Here is a 25,391-nt window from a genome sequence, read left to right on the forward strand (position 1 = left end):
CCGCAGGGTCGCGAGCGACGCGGGAGGACGCATGATCGACAAGCTGGAATTTTTCATTGCATTGGCGCGCGCAGGGCATTTTGGCCGCGCGGCGGAGGAGTGCGGCGTTTCCCAACCCAGTCTCTCGGCCGCGATCCGGCAGCTGGAGGACCAGCTTGGTGTCGTTCTTGTAGTGCGTGCGGCGCGTTATCAGGGGCTGACACCGGAGGGCCAGCGTGTTCTCGAATGGGCGCGTCGCATCGTCGCCGATACGCGCACCATGCGCGAGGAAATGCGGGCGGCGCGCAAGGGTCTGGCGGGCCACATCCGCCTTGCGGTCATTCCGACGGCGCTTGCGATGGTGCCGCGATTGACGGAATCCTTTCAGGCGCGGCATCCCGACGTGACCTTTTCCGTGACGTCACGCACCTCGCTTCAGGTCCTGAGCCAGATCGAAAACCTCGAGATCGATGCGGGAATCAGCTATCTCGACAATGAACCTCTTGGCCGAGTGACCACGGTACCGCTCTATTCGGAGCGATATCACCTGATTGCAGCGGCCGGAACGCCGCTCGCCGATCAGGAAAGCGTTACCTGGAAGCAGGTTTCAGGTCTTAGGTTATGCCTATTGACTTCGGATATGCAGAACCGCCGCATCATCAACAAGCATATGGCTGAAGCGGGCGTAGAGGTGAAGCCGACACTGGAGTCCAACTCTATGATTGTGTTGTTTTCGCATATCCGAACCGGACAATGGGCTTCAATAATGCCGCGTAACCTAGCGGAATCATTCGGTTTTCCAAAACAGATCAGGATGATACCGATCACCGAGCCGGATGCGGAGCATCTGGTGGGGCTGATCGCGACCTATCGCGAACCACACACGCCGCTCGTTTCCGCGCTTCTTCACGAGGCGCGTCAGCGCGCAGCGGCGATGGCTTTTGATAGGAATTTCCTATCGGTTGACGAAAACACATTATTGACCTGATCCGGCCGACCTCGCCATTCTCCCGAACCATGCAGGGGCTGCGCTGGCACTGAAACATGTGCCGTTCGCCATACCTGCCCCTGTCGGTTTGGGAGGACTGGCTTATGAATATCCGTGCGGTTGCCGCAGATGAGGCGGCTCGTGTTTCCGCCATCATTGGCGAACTTCTCCACCTGGAGGGGCCATTGCTGCCCATTCTGCACGCGGTGCAGGAAGAATTCGGCTACATACCGGAAAGCGCCAAGCAGATCGTTGCATCCGCGCTGAATATATCGCGCGCCGAGGTTCATGGCGTCGTGACCTTCTATCCTGATTTTCGCGATCATCCGTCCGGCCGGCATGTGCTGAAGCTCTGTCGCGCCGAGGCTTGCCAGTCGATGGGTGGCGAGCCTCTTGCGGAAACCATCAAGAACCGGCTCGGCCTCGACTGGCACGAAACCGCAGCCGACGGTTCCGTCACGCTGGAGCCGGTCTTCTGTCTCGGGCTTTGCGCACAGGCACCCGCGCTGATGCTGGATGGCGAGCTTCATGCGCGACTGGATGAGCACTGTCTTGGCGACATTCTGGCGGAGGCGCGCCGATGAGTGTCACCGTTTTTGTTCCAGGCGATTCCGCCGCGCTTGCCGTTGGCGCAGACCGTGTCGCCGAAGCAATCGGCCGCGAGGCGGCCAGCCGCAACCTCGAGGTTCATATTGTCCGCAATGGCTCGCGCGGCATGCTCTGGCTTGAAGTGCTGGTGGAAGTGCGCACCGAACATGGCCGTATTGCCTACGGGCCGGTCAAGGCCAGCGACGTTGCTTCGCTTTTCGATGCGGGTTTTCTTACAGGCGGCGCGCATCGCCTCTGTCTCGGGCCGACGAAGGACATCCCGTTCCTGAAAAGCCAGACGCGTCTTACATTTGCCCGCTGCGGCGTTACCGATCCATTGTCGCTTGGGGATTATCGCGCCTATCAGGGCTTGAAAGGCCTCGAAAAAGCTGTCGCCATGGCGCCGCTGGACATCGTTGCGCAAGTGACCGAAAGCGGCCTGCGCGGACGCGGCGGCGCGGGTTTCCCGACCGGTATCAAATGGAAGACCGTCGCCGATGCGGTGGCCGACCAGAAATATATCGTCTGCAATGCCGATGAGGGCGATAGCGGCACCTTCGCCGACCGCATGATCATGGAAGGCGATCCCTTCGTGCTGATCGAAGGCATGGCGATTGCCGGCCTCGCCGTCGGCGCGACGAAAGGTTTCATCTATACGCGCTCGGAATATCCTTACGCCATCAAGGTCATGGAGCAGGCAATCGCAATCGCCCGCCGCGAAGGCATCATCGGCCCATCCGTGCTTGGTTCCGGGCGCGCCTTCGATCTCGAAGTGCGCATGGGTGCCGGCGCCTATGTCTGCGGCGAGGAAACTTCGCTTCTGAACAGTCTGGAAGGCAAGCGCGGCACCGTGCGCGCCAAGCCGCCGCTTCCTGCTTTGCAGGGTCTGTTCGGCAGGCCCACCGTCGTCAACAATGTGATTTCGCTCGCCTCCATTCCGGTCATCATGGATCGCGGCGCGGCGTTTTATCGCGATTTCGGCGTCGGCCGCTCGCATGGCACCATTCCCATCCAGCTTGCCGGAAACATCAGGCATGGCGGGCTTTACGAGACCGCCTTCGGTCTGCCGCTCGGGCAGCTGGTCAATGATATCGGTGGCGGCACGATCACCGGCCGCCCCGTCAAGGCGGTGCAGGTGGGCGGTCCGCTTGGGGCCTATTTCCCGGTTTCGCTGTTCGACACGATCTTCGACTATGAGGCCTTCACCGCCGCCGGCGGCCTGATCGGCCATGCGGGTATCGTGGTTTTCGACGATACCGCCGATATGCTGCATCAGGCGCGGTTTGCGCTGGAATTCTGCGCCGTCGAAAGCTGCGGCAAGTGCACGCCCTGTCGCATCGGCTCCACACGCGGCGTCGAGACGGTGGACAGGATCGCGCTCGGCATCGAGCGGGAGAAAAATACGGCGCTCCTCGCAGACCTCTGCGAAACCATGAAATTTGGTTCGCTCTGTGCGCTCGGCGGTTTCACGCCCTATCCCGTCATGAGTGCGCTCCGGCATTTCCCTGATGATTTTGCCCCCACCCCACGTGTTGAAGCGGCGGAGTAAGACCATGGCCCTTGTAACAGAATTCGACTATGGAACCCCCAAATCCCACGCAACGGACATGGTGACGCTCACCATCGACGGCAGGCAGGTGACTGTGCCTGCGGGAACGTCGATCATGCGCGCCTCGCGCGAAGCGGGTATCGATGTTCCAAAACTCTGCGCCACCGACATGGTGGATGCCTTCGGTTCCTGCCGCCTCTGTCTGATCGAGGTGGAGGGCCGCAACGGCACCCCCGCCTCCTGCACCACGCCCGTCGCGCCCGGTCTCGTCGTGCACACGCAGACGGAGCGGCTGAAGCAGATCCGCAAGGGCGTGATGGAGCTTTATATCTCCGATCACCCGCTCGACTGTCTGACCTGCGCCGCCAATGGCGATTGCGAACTGCAGGATATGGCGGGCGCCGTTGGCCTGCGCGATGTGCGTTACGGTTACGAAGGCGACAACCACGTCAAGGCCCGCACCGGCGATGGCGATCTCAATGCCCGCTGGATGCCGAAGGACGAAAGCAATCCCTATTTTACCTACGATCCTTCCAAATGCATCGTCTGCTCCCGTTGCGTGCGCGCCTGTGAGGAAGTGCAGGGCACCTTCGCGCTGACGATAGAAGGGCGCGGTTTTGAAAGCCGTGTGTCGCCCGGCGCGCATGAGGCGTTCCTCGATTCCGACTGCGTTTCCTGCGGCGCCTGCGTGCAGGCCTGTCCGACGGCGACGCTCACTGAAAAATCGGTGATCGAGATCGGCCAGCCGGAACATTCGCTGGTCACGACCTGCGCCTATTGCGGCGTTGGCTGCTCCTTCAAGGCGGAAATGCGCGGTGAAGAGCTGGTGCGCATGGTGCCGTGGAAGGATGGGCAGGCCAATCGCGGCCATTCCTGTGTCAAGGGCCGCTTCGCTTATGGTTATGCCACCCACAGGGACCGCATTCTCAACCCGATGATCCGCGAAAAGATCAGCGACCCATGGCGGGAAGTCACTTGGGAGGAGGCCTTCTCCCATGTCGCGTCGGAGTTCCGGCGTATCCAGGGTCAATATGGCCGCGAATCCATCGGCGGCATTACCTCGTCCCGCTGCACGAACGAAGAAACCTTCCTCGTCCAGAAACTCATCCGCGCCGGCTTCGGCAATAACAACGTCGATACCTGCGCCCGCGTCTGCCATTCGCCGACCGGCTACGGTCTCGGCCAGGCGTTCGGCACCTCCGCCGGCACGCAGAATTTCGATAGCGTCGAACAGTCCGATGTGGTGCTGGTCATCGGCGCCAATCCGACGGATGGGCATCCTGTTTTCGGCTCGCGGCTGAAGAAGCGGCTGCGGCAGGGCGCGAAGCTCATCGTCATCGATCCGCGCCGTATCGATCTCGTCCGCACACCGCATGTGGAGGCGTCCTTCCACCTGCCGCTGAAGCCCGGAACGAATGTTGCGGTGCTGACGGCGCTTGCGCATGTCATCGTCACGGAAGGCCTGTTCAACGAAACCTTCATTCGCGAGCGCTGCGACTGGTCGGAATTCGAGGATTGGGCCGCTTTCGTCGCCGAACCCCAGCATAGCCCGGAAGAAACCGAAAGCTTTACCGGTGTGCCGGCGGAAGAGCTGCGCGGCGCCGCACGTCTTTATGCCAGGGGTGGCAATGGCGCCATTTATTACGGGCTCGGTGTCACCGAACACAGCCAAGGGTCTACCACGGTGATGGCGATCGCCAATCTCGCCATGGCGACCGGCAATATCGGCCGCCCCGGTGTAGGGGTCAATCCGCTGCGCGGTCAGAACAATGTTCAGGGCTCCTGCGACATGGGGTCTTTCCCCCACGAGCTTCCGGGCTACCGGCATATTTCCGACGATGCCACGCGCGACATCTTCGAGAAACTCTGGGGCGTAAAGCTCAACAACGAGCCGGGGCTGCGTATTCCCAACATGCTCGATGCGGCCGTGGATGGCAGCTTCAAGGGCATCTATATTCAGGGTGAGGACATTCTCCAGTCCGATCCGGACACGAAGCACGTTTCGGCTGGTCTTGCCGCCATGGAATGTGTCGTGGTGCACGATCTCTTCCTGAACGAGACGGCAAATTACGCCCATGTCTTCCTGCCGGGTTCCACCTTCCTCGAAAAGGACGGCACCTTCACCAATGCCGAGCGCCGCATCAACCGCGTGCGCAAGGTCATGTCCCCGAAGAACGGTTATGCCGACTGGGAAGTGACGCAGAAGCTGGCACAGGCCATGGGGCTCGCATGGAATTACGCGCATCCGTCCGAGATCATGGACGAGATCGCCGCGACGACACCGAGCTTCGCCGGTGTTTCCTACGACTATCTGGAGGAGAAGGGCTCGGTGCAGTGGCCCTGTAACGAGAAATTCCCGGATGGTTCGCCGATCATGCATGTGGACGGTTTCGTGCGCGGCAAGGGCAAGTTCATCCGCACCGAATATGTGGCGACGGACGAACGCACGGGGCCGCGTTTCCCGCTCCTGCTCACCACCGGCCGCATCCTGTCGCAATACAATGTCGGCGCGCAGACACGACGCACCGAAAACGTTGTCTGGCATGAGGAGGATCGGCTCGAAATCCATCCGCACGATGCTGAACAGCGCGGCGTGAAGGATGGTGACTGGATCAAGCTCGCCAGCCGGTCGGGCGATACGACGCTGCGGGCGCTGATTACCGACCGTGTGGCGCCGGGCGTTGTCTATACGACCTTTCACCATCCCGGCACGCAGGCGAATGTCATCACTACCGACTTCTCCGACTGGGCGACCAACTGTCCGGAATACAAGGTGACCGCCGTGCAGGTATCGCCTTCCAACGGGCCGACGGAATGGCAGGAGGAATATGATGCGCTTGGCCGCCGTTCGCGGCGGATCAGCGGCAAGCTCGAAGCGGCGGAATAAGGAGGGCCGGGTGCGCCCGGCCTTGTCACACACAGAGGCGTCGGCCGGCAGCCGGCGCGGGGGAAGAGGTCATGTTGCTCAACCACACCGATGAAAAGCTGGTGAGAATGGCGAACCAGATCGCGACATTCTTTCTGTCGCAGCCGGAAGATATTCGCATCGAAGGTGTCGCCACCCACATCAACAAGTTCTGGGAACCGCGCATGCGACGCCGGTTCTTCGAGATGGTGGATGCCGGGGCCGGTGATTTTCTGCCGCTTGTGCTTGCCGCGTCGAAGAAGATCAAGCGGCCCGACGATCCGGCGGCCGATGCCGTGGGCCTCGGCGACGATACGAAGGGCGCGCCGGGCGGCAAAGGACCGATTGCGGGCGAGTCCCTTTCGGAACCGAGCGTTCCGGAAAGCACAGAGGCTTGAGCGGCGCGACCGCAAAATCACAGTTTCGGCCGGACGGGGGACGTTCGGCGATATCGGTGTTCGCCCGGCGGGGCGAACGTGACATGTCCAGACATCCACGAGGGAGGTAATGTCAATGGCAGTAGCAGGTGCGACAGCGGGAGAGGCGGCGCAAGCCGGGTTTTTGGACCGCGAACGAATAATCGCAAGACCGGGTTTCAATCGCTGGCTGGTGCCGCCGGCGGCCCTTGCCATTCATCTTTGCATCGGCATGGCCTATGGCTTCAGCGTGTTCTGGCTGCCGCTGTCGAAGGCGCTGCCGGCCACGGACCCCAGTTGCTCCAGCCTTACCCTTCTGGGTGCGCTGTTCACCACTGAGTGCAACTGGCGCGTGGCGGATCTCGGCTGGATCTATACGCTTTTCTTCGTTCTTCTCGGCTGCTCGGCGGCCATCTGGGGCGGCTGGCTGGAAAGAGTGGGGCCGCGCAAGGCCGGCTTCGTTTCCGCCTGCTGCTGGTGCGGCGGTATTCTGGTGGCGGCAATCGGCGTCATCACGCATCAACTCTGGCTGATGTGGCTGGGGGCCGGCGTCATCGGTGGTATCGGTCTCGGCCTTGGCTATATTTCGCCCGTATCGACCCTGATCAAATGGTTCCCGGACCGTCGCGGCATGGCGACGGGCATGGCGATCATGGGGTTTGGCGGTGGTGCGATGATCGGCGCGCCGCTTGCCAATCTGCTGATGAACAACTTCAAGACGGATGTTTCGGTCGGCGTCTGGCAGACTTTCGTGGTCATGGCCCTGATCTATTTCGTCTTCATGATGGCGGGCGCTTTCGGTTACCGCATTCCGCCGTCGGGCTGGCGTCCGGAGGGCTGGACCGCGCCTTCCGCCAAAAGCGCCATGATAACCCATCGCCACGTGCATCTGCGCGATGCGCACAAGACGCCGCAGTTCTGGCTCATCTGGGCGGTGCTGTGCCTGAACGTTTCGGCGGGTATCGGCGTCATCGGCATGGCCTCGCCCATGCTGCAGGAAATCTTCGCGGGATCGCTGATCGGCCTGCCGGGCGTGGGCTTTGCCGATCTCGATGCCGGGCAGAAGGCGCAGATCGCAGCGATTGCTGCCGGTTTCACCGGGCTGCTTTCGCTGTTCAACATCGGCGGCCGCTTCTTCTGGGCGTCGATGTCTGACAAGATCGGCCGCAAGAACACTTATTTCTGCTTCTTCATTCTCGGCATCATTCTTTATGCGCTGGCGCCGACGCTCGCGACGATGGGCAACAAGGCGCTCTTCGTTCTGGCCTTCGGTATCATCCTGTCGATGTATGGCGGTGGTTTTGCGACCATTCCCGCTTATCTTGCGGATATTTTCGGCACGCAGTTCGTCGGCGCAATCCACGGCCGCCTGCTGACGGCGTGGGCGACTGCGGGCATCGCCGGCCCGGTCGTCGTCAACTACATCCGCGAAGCGCAGATCGCGGCGGGCGTGGCGCCAGGACCCGCGCTCTACACCAGCACCATGTATATTCTGGCGGGCATGCTGGCGATCGGCCTCGTGGCCAATGCCTTCGTGCGGCCGCTTTCGGACAGGTGGTTCATGTCGGATGTGGAGGTCGCGACGCTGCAGGCAAAGACGGCGGCCGCAAATGCCGGCCCGACAGGCTCCTTCGGCATCGGACGTGGCGGGCTGGACACCAAGGCGGCACTTGCCTGGGTTGCTGTCGGTATTCCGCTTCTGTGGGGCGTATGGGTTACCGTGAAGAGCAGCCTTGCACTGTTCGGCTGAGCCATCAGGCCCGGAAAGCATATGCCGGCTCATGGCCGGCATATGATCTGATCAAAGCGAAAGTGTGCAGCTTGCCGGTACGGCGTCCATCAACGCCAGCTGGCAAGCAGTCCTTCAAGCGTTGCGCGGTCTTCTTTGTCCAGACGGGCAAGTCCCGGGGCGCGAACGGGGCCAACCTTCATCCCCAGAATTTCCATGGCTTCCTTTACAACGGTCACGTTTGCGCCGTTGCGATATCGTGTCCGCAGCCGTTCGAACAATTCGATCCTTTCGATAATCTTCCGTGCGGCCGGGAAATCGCCGGCCGTCAGGGCGTCATGAACCTGCAGGGAAAATTGCGGCGCGACATTGACGAGACCGGATGTAAAGCCGCGCGCGCCAGCCGCCGCGAAGGCAGGCGCCCAGCTTTCAGCCAGTCCGCAGACATATAGAGCGCCGTTCGGATCGGAAGCGGCAATCGCGCGCGACAGAAGCATGATGTCGGTCGTTGCGAACTTGATGCCGGCGACATTCGGGTGGCTGGCAAGCCTTACCATGTCATCGACTGAAAAGCCGTCGGCCCGAACATAGGCGACCAGCGGCAATTCGCTGCCCTCCGCAAGACCGATAAAATAGTCGATCTGCGATTGCGGGGCTGCAAAAGGGTCGACCGGCTGATGCGACATGACGGCGGATGCGCCCATTTCTTTTGCCTGACGCGCCATGGAGAGCGCCTCGCGCTGCGAGCGTCCAATCGCCGCCGTAACCGGGGCTTTGCCGCTGACGCCTTTTATCGCGGCTTCATAAACCTTCTGAATTTCCGCGGGCGTCAAGGCGTAGAATTCGCCCGTATTGCCTGCCGCGACGATATTGTGGATGCCTGCCTTCGCGACGCGGGCGTAAACCTCGGCTGTAACACCGGTCTCCACTTCGCCGCTTGCATCGTAAGCCGTTACCGGAACGCCGGAGATGCCCTGCAGGGCCTGGCGAAAATCGAATGTCGTCATCAACTGGGTTCCTTAAGATCAAAAGTCATCTTCAGATGGAGAATTTGTGAACGGGCGCGCCGGCGACCGGGGCATCGAATGCGACAACCGTGCCTGCGGTGGTTATTCCGTCCGTCTCGGTGACGAGACTTGTGAGGTAGATCGTCTTGAGGTCCGGACCGCCGAAACACGGCATGGTCGGCCCCTTGAACGGCAGCCTGTAGACCTCGAACAATTCGCCGTCCGGTGAAAAGCGGTTGAGACGTCCCGCCTGAACGCCGGCGCTCCAGTAACAGCCCTCGCAATCGGTCGCCGCACCGTCCGGCCTGCCTTCATCCGGCGCGAAATCGTGCAGGCGTTCGGCCGGGCCGACCCTGCCGGTCGCAGCGTCGAAATCGAATACCTGATACATCAGCCCGCTGCTGTCGGAATGGTACATGCGCCTGCTGTCCGGGCTCCAGGCAAGCCCGTTCGATGTGAACATGTCGCCATCGATGATGCGTTCGATGCCGCCATCCGGGGCGACGCGATAGAGGCGTGCATTGCCTGTCTGTATCGCGGCCTCGTCACGGGTCCCCACCCAGAAATGCCCGTCCGGGCCAACCTTTCCATCGTTGAGGCGGCTGTTGGGCCGCCCGTCGTCCGGGTCGCAGAGAAGATCGAGCTTGCCGCTCGCGGGATCGAGAAGATGCACGCCGGTCTTGAGGCCGGCCACGATCAAGCCATTGTCGCAAAGGCCGAGACAGCCCACCTGGGCGGGCATGTCGTATCTGTCGAGTTTTCCGCCGGGATGCAGGCGGAAAATGGCGGGCGCGAGAATATCGACGAACCACAGATCGCCGGTTCGCTCGTCCCAGGCAGGCGATTCGCCGACCTTCAGCGGGGTATCGATCAGGGAACGGAGCTTCGGTTCTATGATGTGCGGCTGGCTCACTGGTTCCTCTCCCTCATCCGCCCTTTATGATTCTATTTTCGACATTGCAGGGTGCGGCCTAACTGCCGACGCCCTGAAACATGCGGGCGCGCGCCTTCAATATGTGGTCTTTCATCGCGTCATGCGCGGCCTGCTCGCGCCGCGCAAAAATCGCTTCCACGATGGCCGTGTGCTCGTTCTGGACTTCGCGCACATGCTGCGGCGTCCGCTTGAGGCTGAGGCTGCGTGTCACCGACTGGCCGATGGCGAAATGGGGTTTGAACCATATCCGCACCGTGATGTGGAACTGGTTATGGCTCGCCTTCGCGATGGCTTCGTGCAGGGCGAAGTCTTCCTCAGCACCGAGATCGTTGCGCTCGAGACACTGTTCCAGCGCGGCAATCGCCTGCTCGATACGCACCCTGTCCGCTGCCTGCCAGTTGCGCGCCGCAAGCTCAGCCGCGGAAGCCTCCAATCCGGCCCTGAACTCAAAAAAACGCTGCACGTCGGCCAGCGAGCCGACCGGCACCTGTTGCAACACGGAAGAATCCGGCTGCTGGCGTACATAGGAGCCGGATCCCTTTTGCGAAACGATAAGCTCGTCGTTCCGAAGCCGCTCCAGCGCTTCCCGCACAACCGGCCGCGACGCGCCGAACAGCGACGCCAGATTCTGTTCCGATGGCAGCCGCTCGTTCACGGGAAACCGCCCGTCCGAAATCATGCCGACGATTTTTTCGTAGATGATGTCGCTCAGCCGAGTTTCGCCTCGAGCGGCGGCAGATGCAGTGTGATTGTCCATCAGCAGCCCTTCCGTTGCAAATCGCTGAAGTTAATGGGTTTCCTGCATTTCAATCGCAACAGAAATACCGGGGTTTTTGTGCGCGAGGGGGCTGTCGTACTGATTTTTTCTTCAAGCCTGATCCTGAAAACCGGCCTACAAATAAAAAAGATGTAAAAATCTGTCAATACTTGTAATCATCTGAAAACGCCCATATGGTCTGCCCCTGCCGATGGAGGATCGGCGTGCTGGCTGGCCGGGAGGGCCGTCGCGGTTCGGTGAAAGCCGTCTCGCTGCCGGTGATTTTTTGGGAGGATTGTCGATGCGCGATGGCGAAGCATTTTCACTGGGCGTAACGCGCCGAACCTTTATGGCGGGTGTTGGCGGCGTGGCCGCCCTTTCCGTCATCGGGACCTCGGCGCGGGCTGCTGCCGGCAAGCAGGCGCCGGAACTGGAGGCGCTGGTAAAGGACGGCAAATTGCCGCCTTTGGCCGAACGTCTGCCGAAAAATCCGATGGTGGTGACGCCGCACGAGAAAATCGGCACCTATGGCGGCACATTGCGCCGTGGCCTGCGCGGTTCGTCGGACCATAACGGCATCCTGCGCATGGTCGGCAATCAGGGCCTTGTCCGCTGGAACATGGATTTCACCGAGGTTCTGCCGAACCTTGCGGTGAAATGGGAAGTCAACGACGATGCCTCGCAATTCACCTTCCATTTGCTGGAGGGCGCAAAATGGTCGGACGGCCACCCCTTCACCGCCGATGACGTGGTGTTCGCCATCGAGGACTGCATCAAGAACAAGGAGCTTTACAGCGCCACGCCCGCGCAGCTTTCCGTGGCCGGCAAGGCGGTCGATGTCGAAAAAGTCGACGATTTTACGGTAAAGTTCAAATTCGCCGCGCCGAATGCGCTTTATCTCGAAAACCTCGCCACGCCGCTCGGCCAGCATCCGACGCTGTTTCCCAAACATTATTGCAGCAAGTTCCTGCCGAAATACAACACGGCGCTCGATGCCGATGTGAAGGCGGCGGGTGTCTCCAGCTGGACCGAACTGTTCCGCGCCAAATGCGGCGATATCGAAATTCCGTCCCGCTGGTCGAATGTCGACAAGCCGACGCTTGATCCATGGGTGGTGAAGGAACCCTATTCCGGCGGTGCGACACGCGTGGTCATGACCCGCAACCCTTACTTCTGGCAGGTCGATACCGAAGGCAACCAGTTGCCTTACATCGACGAAATCAATTTCGGCATTTCGCAGGATGTCGAATCGCTGATGCTGAACGTCATTTCCGGCAAGATCGACATTCAGGAGCGCCATATCAGCGTTCTCGCCAACAAGCCGACCCTGTCTCAGAACATGAAAAAGGGTGACTACCGCCTGCTGACTTTGGTGCCGTCTGCCGCGCAGCAGTGCCAGATCTACCTGAACATCACCCACAAAGATCCGGCAATGCGCAAGATGTTTGCCGACAAGTCGTTCCGTCAGGCGCTGTCCATCGCGCTCAACCGGCAGGAAATCATCGACATCGTCTATTTCGGTCAGAGCGAGGGTTATCAGGCCGGGCCGCGCCCGACACATCCCTGGTACAATGAAAAGCTGGCGCGGCAATTCACCGAATATGATGCGGACAAAGCGAACGAGCTTCTGGACAAGGCCGGTTACGACAAGAAGAACGGCAACGGCATGCGGTTGCGGCCTGACGGCCAGCCTGTCTTCTTCTCGATTGACGTCATCCCGACGCTCTATCCCGATCTGGTCGATGCGCTGGAACTGGTGAAGGCACAATGGGCGCAGATCGGCGTTGATATCAAGGTCAACACCATCGAACGCGCGCTCTATTATACGCGCGGCGATGACAACGCCCATGATGCCGCCGTCTGGCCCGGTCCCGGCGGTCTCGATCCGATGCTCGACCCGCGCGATTTCTTCGCCTTCCACCCGCAGGGGTCGCGTTACGCCATTCCGTGGGCGCTCTGGTACACCTCGAATGGCCAGAAGGGCGAAGAGCCGCCGGAAAGCCAGAAGCAGCGCTTCAAGCTGTTCGATGAGGCGCGCTCGACGGCCGACCTTGCCAAGCGCGGCGAGAAGATGAAGCAGATCTTCGACATTGCGGCGGAAGAGTTCGAAACGATCGGCCTCTGCCTTGCGGTGGGCGGTTTCGGCATCATCCGCAACAATCTGCGCAATGTGCCGGAAACGGAACCCGACAGCTGGACCTGGCCCAATCCCGGCCCGGCGCTGCCGCAACAGTTCACCTTCACAAGCTGATATCGCCACATGGGCGTCGCTGCCGTAACGCGGCGACGCCTCTCAGGTTGCTTCGACCACCCACAGCCGTCTCCTTAGTGGAGGGCGGCGCGTGCGGCACAATGTGATTGCGAGAACGACATGCTGCTTTTCATCGTAAAACGCCTGCTGTGGATGATACCGTCCCTGTTTGCCGTCAGTTTCCTTGCCTTTGTCCTGATCCAGCTGCCGCCCGGTGATTATGTGACGACCTATATCGCCACACTGGCCGCCTCCAACGAGGTCATCGACCACAATACGGCGGCGCAGCTGCGCGAACGTTTCGGCCTCGATGACCCGATGATCGTGCAATATCTGAAATGGATATGGGGCATCGTCAGCCGCGGCGATTTCGGCATTTCGTTCGAGTGGCAGCAGCCGGTTTCAGGCCTCATCTGGGAGCGCATGGCGCTGACGCTGGTTCTGGCCATCGCAAGCCTTCTCGCAACCTGGGCCATCGCCCTTCCGATCGGCGTCTTCTCCGCCGTGCGCAAATATTCGATTGGCGATTATCTCTTCACCGCCTTTTCCTTCTTCGGCCTTTCCATACCCTCGTTCCTGCTGGCACTGGTGCTGATGTATGTCGCGGCGGTGGAGTTCGGGGCCGATGTCGGCGGGCTGTTTTCCGCCGAATATGAGACCGCCTCGTGGAGCATCGCCAAGATGATGGACCTCATGGCCCATATCTGGCTGCCGGTCGCCATCCTTGCCGTGTCTTCCACCGCAAGCCTCATCCGTGTCATGCGCGCCAATATGCTGGACGAGTTGCCCAAGCCCTATGTTACCACCGCGCGGGCGAAGGGACTGTCGGAGTTCAAGCTGCTGACGAAATATCCGCTCAGAATTGCGCTCAATCCGTTCATCTCCACCATCGCATGGCTGTTGCCCAACCTCATTTCGGGCTCCGTGGTTGTCGCCATCGTGCTCAATCTGCCGACGGCCGCGCCGCTGCTTCTGCAATCGTTGATGGCGCAGGACATGTATCTCGCCGGCGCTTTCGTGCTGTTGATCTGCGCGCTGACGCTGATCGGATCGCTGATCAGCGACATCCTGCTTGCGCTGGTCGATCCGCGCATCCGTCTCGAATAGGAGGGCGCCATGAGCGATATCACCATGACCACCAATGCCCGGCAGGACCGCGCCGCCGTCGCCTCGCAGTGGCAGCTCATCTGGTGGGCTTTCAAGCGCCACAAGCTGGCCATGGCAGCCCTGTTCATCACCATCGCCATGTATATCGTTGCGCTGGTGCCCGGCTTCTTCGCCATCAACGATCCGGTGCTGCAGAATGCGCGGGCGACCTTCCATCCGCCGCAGCGCGTTCATTTCATCGATACGACCGAGGGTTTCTCGCTCGGGCTGCATTATTATCCGCTGAAGCTGACCCGCAATCCTGAAACGCTGGCGGCCGTCTTCGTCGAAGATACGGCGAAGAAAATCCCGGTCCAGCTTTTCGGTCGCGGTTACGAATATTCCGTATTCGGCCTGTTCACCACGGATATCCATCTGCTGGCCTCCACCGATAAAACGCGCCCGCTCTTCCTTTTCGGCGCGGATCGTCTCGGGCGCGATGTCTTCAGCCGCGTGGTGCAGGGCGCGCAGGTTTCCCTGTCGATCGGTCTTGTCGGCGTGTTCTTCTCGTTGCTGCTCGGCGTCGTTCTGGGAGGCATTTCAGGATATTACGGCGGCCGCATCGATTTCGTCATGCAGCGCGTGATCGACTTCGTGCTCTCGCTGCCCACCATTCCCATCTGGCTGGCGCTGGCCGCCGCCCTGCCGCAGGGCTGGCCTGCCACGCTGCAATATATGATGATCACCATCATCCTGTCGCTGACCGGCTGGGCGCAGCTTGCCCGTGTCGTGCGCGGCCGGTTCCTGTCGCTCAGGACCGAAGAATTCGTGGCTGCGGCGCGGCTGGATGGCGTGCCGGAAGGGCGCATCATCTTCCGCCATATGCTGCCGAGCTTTTCGAGCCACATCATCGCTTCGGTCACGCTTGCGGTGCCGGCGATGATCCTTGCGGAAACATCGCTGTCCTTCCTCGGTCTCGGCCTTCAACCGCCGACGATTTCCTGGGGCGTTTTGCTTCGCGAGGCGCAGAATATCCGCTCGATAGCGACAGCACCCTGGCTGTTCCTGCCCGGTGTGGCGGTCGTCATTGCCGTCATGGCGCTCAATCTGCTCGGCGACGGCCTGCGCGATGCAGCCGACCCCTATAATAAGTGAGGCCCCGGATGAGCGACATTCTCTCCATGAAGCCAGCCAAGCCGCTGCTTGAAGTCCGCAATCTCGTCACCGAGTTTCCGGTCAGAAACGGTGTGTTCCGGGCGGTCAACGACCTGTCCTTCTCCATCGATCCTGGCAAGACGCTCTGCGTCGTCGGCGAAAGCGGCTCCGGGAAATCCGTCACCGCCCGTTCGATCCTGCAGATCATCGACAGCCCCGGCCGCATTGCGTCCGGGTCGATCATCCTCAACCGTGCCGACGGCACCTCTCTGGATCTGGCAAAGCTCGATCCGCGCAGCCGGGCCATCCGCTCGGTGCGCGGCGCTGATATCGCGATGATCTTTCAGGAGCCGATGTCGTCGCTTTCACCCGTGCATACCGTTGGTGACCAGATCACCGAAGTCCTGCGCCTGCATCTGAAAATGAGCAAGGCTGAGGCGCGGGCCGAGGCCATCGAACTGTTGCGGCAGGTGGAAATCCCTAACCCTGAAAAGGCGCTGGATCGCTACGCTTTCCAATATTCGGGCGGCATGCGCCAGCGTGCGATGATCGCCATGGCGCTGGCCTGCAAACCGCAGCTTTTGATCGCCGACGAACCGACGACGGCGCTCGATGTCACCACACAGGCCGAAATCCTCGACCTGATATCGCGGTTGCAAAAGGCGCATGGCATGGCGGTGCTCTTCATCACCCATGACATGGGCGTGGTGGCGCAGATTGCCGATGACGTGCTGGTCATGCATCACGGCGTTGCCAAGGAATATGGCACGGTCGACGAGATATTCCACAATCCGAAAGATCCCTATACCCGCATGCTGATCGGCTCCGTTCTAAAGCTGGAGCAGAAGGCGGAAATCCGGCTCGCCCGCCCGCCGCTCGATCTTGCGGCCGCGCCCATCCTCGAGGTCAACGACCTCTCCATGCATTTCGGCGAGATGAAGGCGCTGGACGGCGTATCGATCCGGCTGCTTCCCGGCGAAACGCTCGGCATCGTCGGCGAAAGCGGCTCCGGTAAGACCACCATGGGCCGCTCGATCATGCGCCTCTACGACCCGACCGGCGGCGCGATGCTCTATCGCCGTGCGGATGGCACGGTGGTCGATTTGGCGAAAATCGAGGGTGCGGAGCTGAAAGCCGCGCGGCGCGAATTACGCATGGTGTTTCAGGACCCGTTCGGTTCGCTCAATCCGCGCATGACGGTGGCGCAGGTGATCGGCGAGCCATTGCTCGTAAACGGTATTGCGAAGGGCAGGGAACTGGATGAACGCGTCTGCGCGCTGATGGAGCAGGTGGGTCTCGACCCTGCCGGGCGTGAACGTTACCCGCACGCCTTTTCCGGCGGCCAGCGCCAGCGCATCGGCATCGCCCGCGCCATCACGCTGAAGCCGCGCATCATCGTCGCGGATGAGGCGACCTCGGCGCTCGATGTCTCGGTGCGGTTCCAGGTGCTGGATCTTTTGATGCGGCTGCAGGATGAGCTGGGGCTCGCCTATATCTTCATCAGCCACGACATCGGCGTCATCCGCTATATGTGCGACCGCGTCGGGGTGATGTATCGCGGCAAGCTGGTGGAAGTGGGAGACGCCGAAAAGGTCTGCAACGCGCCGGATCATCCCTATACGCAGGCGCTTCTTTCCGCCATTCCACGCCCGGACCCGCGCGACCGGGATCGCACCCGCAGATTCCGCTACGTCGAACCATCCGAAGTCAAGAACGGGGCCGTCGCGCGATAGTGCCGGCCTTGTTGCACGCTGCAATTCATGAGGAAGACTGAAGCATGAAAATCGATCGCATGCGGGTATTCGTCACCCGCGACAAGGACCGCCCTCGCGTCATCGTCGCCCTCGATACCGATGACGGTTTGACCGGCTGGGGTGAATGTTACAATCACGGCCCCGATCTCGCCCTGCCGCCGGTGCTGGACTACCTCTATAGCTTCCTTGCCGGGCAGGACCCGACGCGGGTGGAGTATCTCTATAATCTCCTGCTCCAGCAGAACCGCTTTCCGCCCGGAGCGCTCGGTCTGTCGGCAATCTCGGCGCTCGATCATTGCCTCTGGGATCTCGCGGCCAAAGCGGCGGGGGTGCCGGTCTACAAACTGCTGGGCGGCGAAGTACGCGACCGTATCAAGGTCTATGCCGGTGTCTATACGGCCCCGGACGCACCGGCGGCGAAGGAGGAGTTCGACCGGCTGAACGAGGACTGGGGCTTCACAGCCTTCAAGCTCAGCCCTTGGCGCCTCGATATCCACGCCCATCGCTGGGGGGAGGTGGTGCGCAGTTCGGCCGAATATTTCCGCTCGCTTCGCGAAACGGTGCGGCCCGACTACGACATCGCCTTCGACGCCCATGCCAAGATTTTCGAGCCAGCGGCCGCCCGCCAGCTTGGCAATGCGCTTGCCCCTTACGACCCGCTGTTCTTCGAAGAGCCTTTGCGTCCCGAAAATATCGAGATGTGGGGAGACCTGAAACAGGGGCTGAGCTGCACGTTGGCAACCGGTGAAAGTCTCTATAATCGCAATGAGTTCCTGCGTCTTCTTCAGGTAAAGGGTGCGGATATCATCCAGCCCGACATCTGCGTTGTTGGCGGCATTTCGGAGATGCGCCGCATCGCCACGCTGGCGGAAGCGCATTTCGTGAGCATCGCGCCGCATAACCCGATGGGACCGCTCGCCACCGCCGTCAATGTGCACTTCTCCGCCGCCCAGCAGAATTTCCGCATTCTCGAATACCGGCTGCCGAAAGGGCAATGCTACGTTTATGGCGGCACCGATCTCGAAAAACGCGAGGACGAAACCCGTTATGTCGTCGACCCCTACCTGCCGAAGGACGGATATCTGGAACTGAGGCCGGACCGCCCCGGCTGGGGCGTGGAGATGGATGAAAAAGCCATGCAGGAGGATGGCTATGTTCACTGGCAAAGACGGGTGCCGAAACGGCCCGACGGCTCCTATGCCTTCGCCTGAAACGGTTGCGATTGCCTGCGGGCGGCTCTGCGCCCGCCTGCGCCCCGCCTGGGGCGGCAGAATGACTCATCTGCGGCACAAGGACTACGGCGATATTCTGGTGCCGACAATGGACCGGGAGTTCGAGCCGTTCAACTGGCCGAGGGCCGGCGCATACCCACTGTTTCCCTATCACAACCGGCTCTATGGCGGGTCCTTCATCCATGCGGGTATCCGCCACGACCTGCTGCCGCATCCGGCGCTTGCGCCTGACGCCATGCATGGCCCGGCCCACCGCCGGCCGTGGGAGATTTCAGACCTGTCTTCGGATCGGGTCTCACTGGTACTGGACTACGAGGGTGACCGGGAGTGGCCTTTTTCCTTCCGCGCCGAGCAGTCTTTTCTGCTGGAAGACGACAGCCTCACCGTGGAACTGTCGATAACCAATCTGGCGGACACACCAGCGCCGATGTCGCTGGGCTGGCATCCCTATCTGGCGGCCGGGCTCGGTTGCGATGCGCGAACGGACGCCAAATTGCGATATCCTCTGGACGCGCAGAACGTGCCAACCGGCCAGCCGCCGGCACCTCGCCCGAAACCGGCCATTCCCGCCGCAACGGGATACACATTGCATTTCACCGATTGGTCAAGCGCACAGGTAGACTTCGACAGGTTTTCACTACGGCTTAAGGCCGATCCTGTTTTCGGCCATCTCGCCGTGCACCGCATGGAGCGCTATCTCTGTCTTGAGCCCGTTTCCATGGCCGCCGGAGCGCTTGGTTTGCCGCAGGCGCAGCGGGAAGGGCAGGGTCTAGGGACGGTTGCCCCCGGCGAGCGCCTGTCGGGGCGCATCAGGCTCTCCATCGATCTTTAGGAGGGGCGGGTGCGTCTATGACGCCCACCCTTCACCTTCAAAAAAAGCCGTATGCCCATATTTTGAGCGCCAGTTATTGCCGCTCAAAAATAAGCTTGACGACGGCAAAAATTTCTCACCAAATGAACCAATATAAGATTGGTTCAATAAATGGTGCGACTTGACGGTGAACCCTAACGACAACTCCAACTACGCGCTGGCGAAGTTGCGGGAGTACATTCAAACGCAGGATCTTGCGAAAGACCGTCGGCTGCCGACGGAGCGGGCCTTCGCGGAAACCTTCAATGTCGGCCGGCGTGCGGTCCGGCGCGCTCTTGAGGTTCTGGAGGCCGAAGGTCTGATCTGGCGACGGCAGGGGGCGGGAACCTTTGTGGGTGAAAAGCCGGACGATTGGTCCGCTCAGGTCACAGAACTGGTCGCCGGCACGGATATCATGGAAATCATGGAAGTGCGCCTGCGCATCGAGCCGCAACTGGCGCAGCTTGCGGCCATGCGCGCCAAGCCCGCCGAGGTGGAGCGCATGCGCGCCCTTGTCCAGAAGACAGGCCAGAGCACGGATGCCGACGCCAAGGAATTGTGGGATGGTTCGCTTCACCGCCAGATTGCCCAGAGCGCCGGCAACAAATTGTTCCTGTCCATCTTCGATGTCGTCAACCGCATTCGCCAGGACGAGGCGTGGCAGTCGATACGGGAACTGGCGCGCCGCAGCGGCACGAACGGCAAGGCTTCCTTCGAGCAGCACATAGCGATCGTCGATGCCATCGCCGACCGCGACCCCGCAAGAGCCGGCGAAGCGATGCGCCAGCACCTTCTCATGCATCAGGAAAGGCTGATCCGCGCCACCTCGCTCGGCTTTCTGGAGGAGAAAACCGGAGAAGACATTGCCGCCCGCAGCACGGGCGATGCCGACAATCCGCTCACGCCGGCCTCATAGGCAGCAGAGCAGACCTGCCGGCCTTTCCGGGCCGGCCAATGAAAAAACAAAGATAACCTGACCAGAGGATAGAACATGAAGAAAATCAAGACATTGACTGCCGCCTTATTGGCCGGTGCATTCCTGTCCACGCCAGCCATCTCGTCCGAATTGCGCATCGGCCTTAACGATGACGCCGACGTTCTCGACCCCGCGCAATCGCGCACCTTCGTCGGGCGTATCGTTTACACCGCCATGTGTGACAAGCTCGTCGACATCTCGCAGGACATGAAGATCGTTCCCCAGCTTGCCACCGAATGGGCCTGGTCCGAGGGCGGCAAGGTGCTGACGATGAAGATCCGCGACGGCGTGAAATTCCACGACGGCGAGACACTGGATGCGGCGGCTGTGGTCGCCACCATCGAGCGCAACATGACCCTGCCGGAATCCCGCCGCAAGAGCGAGCTTTCCTCGGTCGAAAAGGTCGAGGCCACCGGGCCGCTGGACGTCAAATTCACCCTGAAGACGCCGGATGTCACGCTGCTTGCGCAGCTTTCCGACCGCGCCGGCATGATCGTCGCGCCGAAGGCGGCCAAGGAACTGGGCGCGAATTTCGGTTCGAAGCCGGTCTGCGCCGGGCCGTTCAAATTCGTCGAGCGCATCCAGCAGGACCGTATCGTGCTCGAGAAATTTACCGATTATTGGGACAAGGACAAAATTCTGGTCGACAGGGTCGTTTATCTGCCGATCCCCGATACGACCGTGAAGCTTGCCAATCTTCGCTCGGGAGACCTCGATATCGCCGAGCGCATCTCGGCCTCCGATGCCGAGTCCGTCAAGAACGACGCCAATCTGACCTATGCGGATGTCATCGGACCGGGCTACATGGCCATGTATGTCAATATCAACAATGGTTCGCGTGCGGATAATCCGCTCGGCAAGGACAAGCGCCTGCGTCAGGCCTTTTCTTATGCGATAGACCGGGAAGCGATCGGCCAGATCGTCTTTGAGGGCACGTCAAAGGCAGGCAATCAGGCCTTCCCGCCCACGAGCCCGTGGTTCAACCAGAATCTGCCGGTGCCGGCGCGCGATATCGACAAGGCCAAAGCGCTGATGAAGGAGGCGGGTTACGAAAAGCTCGACATCGAGCTTCAGCACGCCAACAACACAACGCAGACGCAGATGATGCAGGTCATCCAGTCCATGGTCGCGGAAGCCGGCTTCAACGTCACCCTGAAGGCCACGGAATTCGCGACTCTTCTGTCCGAACAGACCGCCGGCAACTACCAGCTCAGCCGTTCCGACTGGTCGGGACGTATCGATCCGGATGGCAATCTGCATCAGTTCGTCACCTGCAAGGGCGGCATCAACGATGTGAAATATTGCAACCCCGAGGTCGACAAGCTGCTGAACGAGGCCCGCGCCTCGACCGAGGATGCGGTGCGCAAGGAAAAATACGATGCCGCAAGCGTCATCCTCAACGATGACATGCCGATCATCTATCTTGGCCACCAGCCCTATGCCTATGCCATTTCCAACAAGGTCAAGGGCTGGGCGCCGTCGCCGGATGGCATGATCCGCCTTCTCGGCGTCTCCAAGGACTGAACGCTTCGCATGCGCCGCACGGCCTTGCCGTGCGGCCCTCACGAATTGGCACGAACGAGGGCCATGCCATGCCTGTTTATATCGGCAAGCGACTGCTGGTCGCGATCCCGACGCTTCTGATCATCTCCATCTTCGTCTTCTCGCTGCAGAAACTGCTGCCGGGCGACCCGGTGCTTGCCATGGCTGGTGAGGAGCGCGATCCGGCGACGATTGAATTCCTGCGGGAGAAATATCGCCTGAACGACCCTGTGCCGCTGCAATATGTCAACTGGCTGGGCGGCGTCGTGACGGGTGATTTCGGTATTTCGCTGCGCACCAACCAGCCGGTGCTGGAGCTTATCGGCCAGAAGCTGCCGGTCACCATTCAGCTGGCTGTCATGGCGATGTTCTTTGCCATGGTCATCGGCATTCCCATCGGCATTCTGGCCGCCGTCAAGAAGAACACATGGATCGACTACACGGCCAATATCGTGGCGCTTTCCGGCCTCTCCATCCCGAACTTCTGGCTCGGCATCATGCTGATCCTGCTGGTGTCGGTCAAACTCGGCTGGTTGCCGGCATCCGGTTATGAATCGATCTTCGTCGATCCCGTGCGTTCCATCGAAACCATGATCATGCCCGCCTTCGTGCTGGGCAACGCGCTTGCGGCGACGTTGATGCGCCATACGCGTTCGGCGATGGTGGCGGTGCTCAGTTCCGATTATATCCGCACCGCCCGTGCCAAGGGTCTTTCTCCGCGCGAGATCATCCTGTCGCATAGTTTCCGCAACGCGCTTCTGCCCGTCATCACATTGCTGGCGCTGCTCTTCGGCGAATTGCTGGCCGGGGCGGTTCTGACGGAGCAGATTTTCACCATTCCCGGCTTCGGCAAGATGACGGTCGATGCGGTGTTCACCCGCGATTACGCCGTCGTGCAGGGCATCGTTCTTTGCACCGCCGTCGGCTTCATCCTCATGAACCTTCTGGCCGATATTGCCTATGTCCTGCTCAACCCCCGCCTCAGGGCGACGATCTGAGGCCCCGATATCATGACCGTTCTCGATCAAAACCTCTCCGTAGCGGTAACGCGGCAGGAAAGCCGCGCCTGGAAGAAGATGAAGCGCAATAAATCGGCGCTTGTCGGCATGGTTATCGTGCTGTTTTTCGCAGTCCTTGCCATCGCCGCGCCGATCCTGCCGATTGCCGATCCGGTGGCGACCAGCTGGTCGGCGATCCGCAAGGCGCCCTCGGCCGCCCATTGGCTCGGCACCGACGATCTCGGCCGAGACATCCTTTCCCGCATGATCTATGGCGCGCGCGCCTCGCTGATGGCGGGCGTGGTCTCGGTGATGATCGCCGTGGTCATCAGCGTGCCCTTTGGCCTGATTTCAGGTTATTTCGGCGGCTGGGTGGATATGGTCATATCCCGCATCACCGAAGCGTTGCTGGCCATGCCGTTTCTCATCATGGCGATTGCGCTTGCCGCCTTCCTCGGCCCGAGCCTCACCAATGCGATGATCGCCATCGGCCTTTCCGCCATGCCGATTTTCGTGCGGCTGACGCGCGGGCAGGTGCTGGCGGTCAAGACCGAAGATTATGTCGAAGGCGCAAGGTCCATCGGCCTCAACCACATCGACATCATGACGCGTTACATCCTGCCGAATGTCTTCGCCCCCATCATCGTGCAGGCGACCCTGACGGTGGCGACCGCCATCATCGCGGAGGCGAGCCTTTCTTTCCTCGGCCTCGGCCAGCAGGCGCCGGCGCCCTCCTGGGGTTCGATGCTGAATACCGCGAAGAATTTCTTGAGCCAGGCGCCGTGGATGACGATGTGGCCCGGCATCGCCATCTTCCTCGTCGTCATCGGCTTCAATCTTCTGGGCGACGGCCTGCGCGACGCGCTCGATCCGCGCGAAGCATGATCTTTTACAAGGAATATCCGAATGAATGAATTCACCACACGCCCTGAAATCCTTGGCACCTTCGGCGTCGTCACCTCAACGCACTGGATCGCATCGGCCGTCGGCATGGCAATCCTCGAAAAAGGCGGCAATGCTTTCGACGCGGCCGTCGCCACCGGTTTCGTCCTCCAGATCGTCGAGCCGCATCTGTGCGGTCCGGGCGGAGATATGCCGGCCGTGTTTTATTCGAAGCAGAAGGACAAGGTGGAAGTCATCTGCGCACAGGGCCCGGCCCCGAGCGGCGCGACGATTGAGCATTACACGTCGGAAGGGCTGAAGCTGATCCCTGGCGACGGGCTGCTCGCCACCGTCATTCCCGGCGCCTTCGATGGCTGGATGCTGATGCTGCGCGACTATGGCACGATGAGCGTGCGCGAAGTGCTGGAACCCGCGATCTATTACGCCGAGCACGGGCATCCGACATTGCCGCGCGTCTCCGCCACCATCAAGGGTCTGGCCGATTTCTTCGAGAAGGAATGGCCGACATCCCACGAGACGTGGCTGCCGGGCGGCGCGGCACCCGAGCCTCACGCCAATTTCCGAAATCCGGTTCTGGCCGCGACCTATCAGCGGATCGTCACCGAAGCCGAAGCGCGCTCCGGCCGCGAAAACCAGATCGAGGCGGCACGCGATGCCTTTTATCGGGGTTTCGTAGCGGAAGCTATCGACAGTTACGTGAGGACGGCGGAAGTCATGGATGCCAGCGGCGCACGGCACAAGGGCGTGCTGACGGCGCAGGATATGGCGGACTGGAGCGCGACCGTCGAAGCGCCGCAGACGCTCGACTATCACGACTGGACGATTGCCAAGACGCCCGCCTGGGGGCAGGGTCCGGTTCTGCTGCAATCGCTTGCGCTTCTGAATGGCTTCGACATTGCGGCCATGGACCCCTCCGGTCCCGATTTCATCCACACCATCGTCGAAGCCATGAAGCTCGCTTATGCCGACCGCGAGGTCTATTACGGCGATCCGGAATTCGGCCAGATCCCGACGGAATATCTCCTGTCGGAAGGTTACAATGCCGGCCGCCGCGCGCTGATAAGCGGCGAGGCCTCGCTGGAGCTGCGCCCCGGCACCGTGCCGGGTTATGAAAAGCAGGTGGACGCCACCATGGCGATGCTGGCCGAGATGAGCGGCACCGGCACGGTCTACGAGCCGACCATGTCGCATCTGACGGAGAAGCGCGGCGATACGGTGCATATCGATGTCATCGACCGCTGGGGCAACATGGTCTCCACCACGCCTTCGGGCGGCTGGCTGCAATCCTCGCCCATCGTGCCCGGTCTCGGTTTTGCGCTCAATTCCCGCGCCCAGATGTTCTGGCTGAAGGAAGGCCTGCCGACCTCGCTTGCACCGGGCAAACGCCCGCGCACCACGCTGACGCCATCGCTTGCGCTGCATCAGGGGCGTCCATCCATGGTGTTCGGCACGCCGGGCGGCGATCAGCAGGACCAGTGGCAACTGCCCTTCTTCCTACGTTATGCCCATCACGGCAAGAACCTGCAGGCCGCCATCGACATGCCGCTGTTCCACACCGCGCATTTTCCGGGTTCGTTTTATCCGCGCACCAGTTCGCCGGGTGAGATCACCGTGGAAAGCACCGTGGGCGAAGCGACCTTGCAGGAGCTTCGCCGCCGTGGGCACCGCGTCACGGTTGCCGATGCATGGTCGGTCGGGCGGCTTACCGCCGCGCGTCGCGATGCGGATGGTCTGCTGCGTGCCGCCGCAACACCGCGGTTGATGCAGGCCTATGCGGTGGGACGGTGAGACC

20 protein-coding genes are annotated in these 25,391 nt (G+C 61.2%); 17 read left to right on the forward strand and 3 right to left on the reverse strand.

The window, feature by feature from the left end:
* Positions 1–31: 31 nt before the first annotated feature.
* The 6 genes from ACQZ5G_RS21400 to ACQZ5G_RS21425 all read left to right on the forward strand — a co-directional run bounded on the left by ACQZ5G_RS21400 (position 32) and on the right by ACQZ5G_RS21425 (position 8,175).
* Positions 32–967 carry a LysR family transcriptional regulator gene (locus ACQZ5G_RS21400; protein WP_448738840.1) on the forward strand — a complete coding sequence of 312 codons (936 nt, stop codon included), beginning with the start codon at positions 32–34 and terminating at the stop codon, positions 965–967.
* Positions 968–1,071: 104 nt separating this feature from the next.
* A complete protein-coding gene (locus ACQZ5G_RS21405) occupies positions 1,072–1,551 on the forward strand; it encodes a formate dehydrogenase subunit gamma (protein ID WP_448738841.1) in 480 nt (159 codons plus the stop codon).
* Positions 1,548–3,104, forward strand: a complete 1,557-nt coding sequence (locus ACQZ5G_RS21410; protein ID WP_448738842.1) for a formate dehydrogenase beta subunit — start codon at positions 1,548–1,550, stop codon at positions 3,102–3,104. Before ACQZ5G_RS21405 ends, ACQZ5G_RS21410 begins: the two co-directional genes overlap by 4 nt.
* A 4-nt stretch (positions 3,105–3,108) precedes the next feature.
* A complete protein-coding gene (gene fdhF / locus ACQZ5G_RS21415) occupies positions 3,109–5,991 on the forward strand; it encodes a formate dehydrogenase subunit alpha (protein WP_448738843.1) in 2,883 nt (960 codons plus the stop codon).
* 71 nt (positions 5,992–6,062) lie between these two features.
* Positions 6,063–6,407, forward strand: coding sequence for a formate dehydrogenase subunit delta (locus ACQZ5G_RS21420; RefSeq protein WP_448738844.1), 345 nt, complete (start codon positions 6,063–6,065; stop codon positions 6,405–6,407).
* Positions 6,408–6,522: 115 nt separating this feature from the next.
* Positions 6,523–8,175, forward strand: a complete 1,653-nt coding sequence (locus ACQZ5G_RS21425; RefSeq protein ID WP_448738845.1) for an OFA family MFS transporter — start codon at positions 6,523–6,525, stop codon at positions 8,173–8,175.
* 89 nt (positions 8,176–8,264) lie between these two features.
* Here ACQZ5G_RS21425 and ACQZ5G_RS21430 read toward each other — a convergent pair whose 3' ends face one another.
* The 3 genes from ACQZ5G_RS21430 to ACQZ5G_RS21440 are packed head-to-tail and all read right to left on the reverse strand — an operon-like array spanning position 8,265 to position 10,852.
* Positions 8,265–9,161, reverse strand: a complete 897-nt coding sequence (locus ACQZ5G_RS21430; protein WP_448738846.1) for a dihydrodipicolinate synthase family protein — start codon at positions 9,159–9,161, stop codon at positions 8,265–8,267.
* A gap of 31 nt (positions 9,162–9,192) precedes the next feature.
* Entirely contained in the window at positions 9,193–10,074 is an 882-nt protein-coding gene (locus ACQZ5G_RS21435; protein ID WP_448738847.1) for an SMP-30/gluconolactonase/LRE family protein, read from the reverse strand.
* A gap of 58 nt (positions 10,075–10,132) precedes the next feature.
* Positions 10,133–10,852 carry a FadR/GntR family transcriptional regulator gene (locus ACQZ5G_RS21440; protein ID WP_003521683.1) on the reverse strand — a complete coding sequence of 240 codons (720 nt, stop codon included), beginning with the start codon at positions 10,850–10,852 and terminating at the stop codon, positions 10,133–10,135.
* A 301-nt stretch (positions 10,853–11,153) separates the two neighbouring features.
* Between ACQZ5G_RS21440 and ACQZ5G_RS21445 the strand changes: the two genes are divergently transcribed.
* From ACQZ5G_RS21445 to ACQZ5G_RS21495, 11 genes are all read left to right on the forward strand, one after another.
* Positions 11,154–13,103 carry an ABC transporter substrate-binding protein gene (locus ACQZ5G_RS21445; RefSeq protein ID WP_035260480.1) on the forward strand — a complete coding sequence of 650 codons (1,950 nt, stop codon included), beginning with the start codon at positions 11,154–11,156 and terminating at the stop codon, positions 13,101–13,103.
* Positions 13,104–13,223: 120 nt separating this feature from the next.
* A complete protein-coding gene (locus ACQZ5G_RS21450; protein WP_003521681.1) occupies positions 13,224–14,210 on the forward strand; it encodes an ABC transporter permease in 987 nt (328 codons plus the stop codon).
* A 9-nt stretch (positions 14,211–14,219) separates the two neighbouring features.
* Complete coding sequence (locus ACQZ5G_RS21455) at positions 14,220–15,344, forward strand: ABC transporter permease (protein WP_020810601.1); 1,125 nt, start codon at positions 14,220–14,222, stop codon at positions 15,342–15,344.
* A gap of 8 nt (positions 15,345–15,352) precedes the next feature.
* Positions 15,353–17,077: an ABC transporter ATP-binding protein gene (locus tag ACQZ5G_RS21460; protein WP_374997157.1), complete on the forward strand. Its 1,725-nt coding sequence runs from the start codon at positions 15,353–15,355 to the stop codon at positions 17,075–17,077.
* Between the two features lie 44 nt (positions 17,078–17,121).
* Positions 17,122–18,309 carry a galactarate dehydratase gene (locus ACQZ5G_RS21465; RefSeq protein ID WP_433822890.1) on the forward strand — a complete coding sequence of 396 codons (1,188 nt, stop codon included), beginning with the start codon at positions 17,122–17,124 and terminating at the stop codon, positions 18,307–18,309.
* On the forward strand, positions 18,296–19,162 hold the full coding sequence (locus tag ACQZ5G_RS21470; RefSeq protein ID WP_448738848.1) for an aldose 1-epimerase: 867 nt from the start codon (positions 18,296–18,298) through the stop codon (positions 19,160–19,162). The genes ACQZ5G_RS21465 and ACQZ5G_RS21470 overlap by 14 nt, the downstream gene beginning before the upstream one ends.
* A gap of 160 nt (positions 19,163–19,322) precedes the next feature.
* Entirely contained in the window at positions 19,323–20,096 is a 774-nt protein-coding gene (locus ACQZ5G_RS21475) for a FadR/GntR family transcriptional regulator (protein WP_448738849.1), read from the forward strand.
* 75 nt (positions 20,097–20,171) lie between these two features.
* Positions 20,172–21,680 carry an ABC transporter substrate-binding protein gene (locus ACQZ5G_RS21480; RefSeq protein WP_338808894.1) on the forward strand — a complete coding sequence of 503 codons (1,509 nt, stop codon included), beginning with the start codon at positions 20,172–20,174 and terminating at the stop codon, positions 21,678–21,680.
* Positions 21,681–21,748: 68 nt separating this feature from the next.
* Complete coding sequence (locus ACQZ5G_RS21485) at positions 21,749–22,696, forward strand: ABC transporter permease (RefSeq protein ID WP_020810606.1); 948 nt, start codon at positions 21,749–21,751, stop codon at positions 22,694–22,696.
* A 12-nt stretch (positions 22,697–22,708) separates the two neighbouring features.
* Complete coding sequence (locus ACQZ5G_RS21490) at positions 22,709–23,581, forward strand: ABC transporter permease (protein ID WP_448738850.1); 873 nt, start codon at positions 22,709–22,711, stop codon at positions 23,579–23,581.
* Between the two features lie 21 nt (positions 23,582–23,602).
* Complete coding sequence (locus ACQZ5G_RS21495) at positions 23,603–25,387, forward strand: gamma-glutamyltransferase family protein (RefSeq protein WP_448738851.1); 1,785 nt, start codon at positions 23,603–23,605, stop codon at positions 25,385–25,387.
* The last annotated feature ends 4 nt before the right edge of the window (positions 25,388–25,391 follow it).

The organism is Agrobacterium sp. 22-214-1, assembly GCF_053522465.1.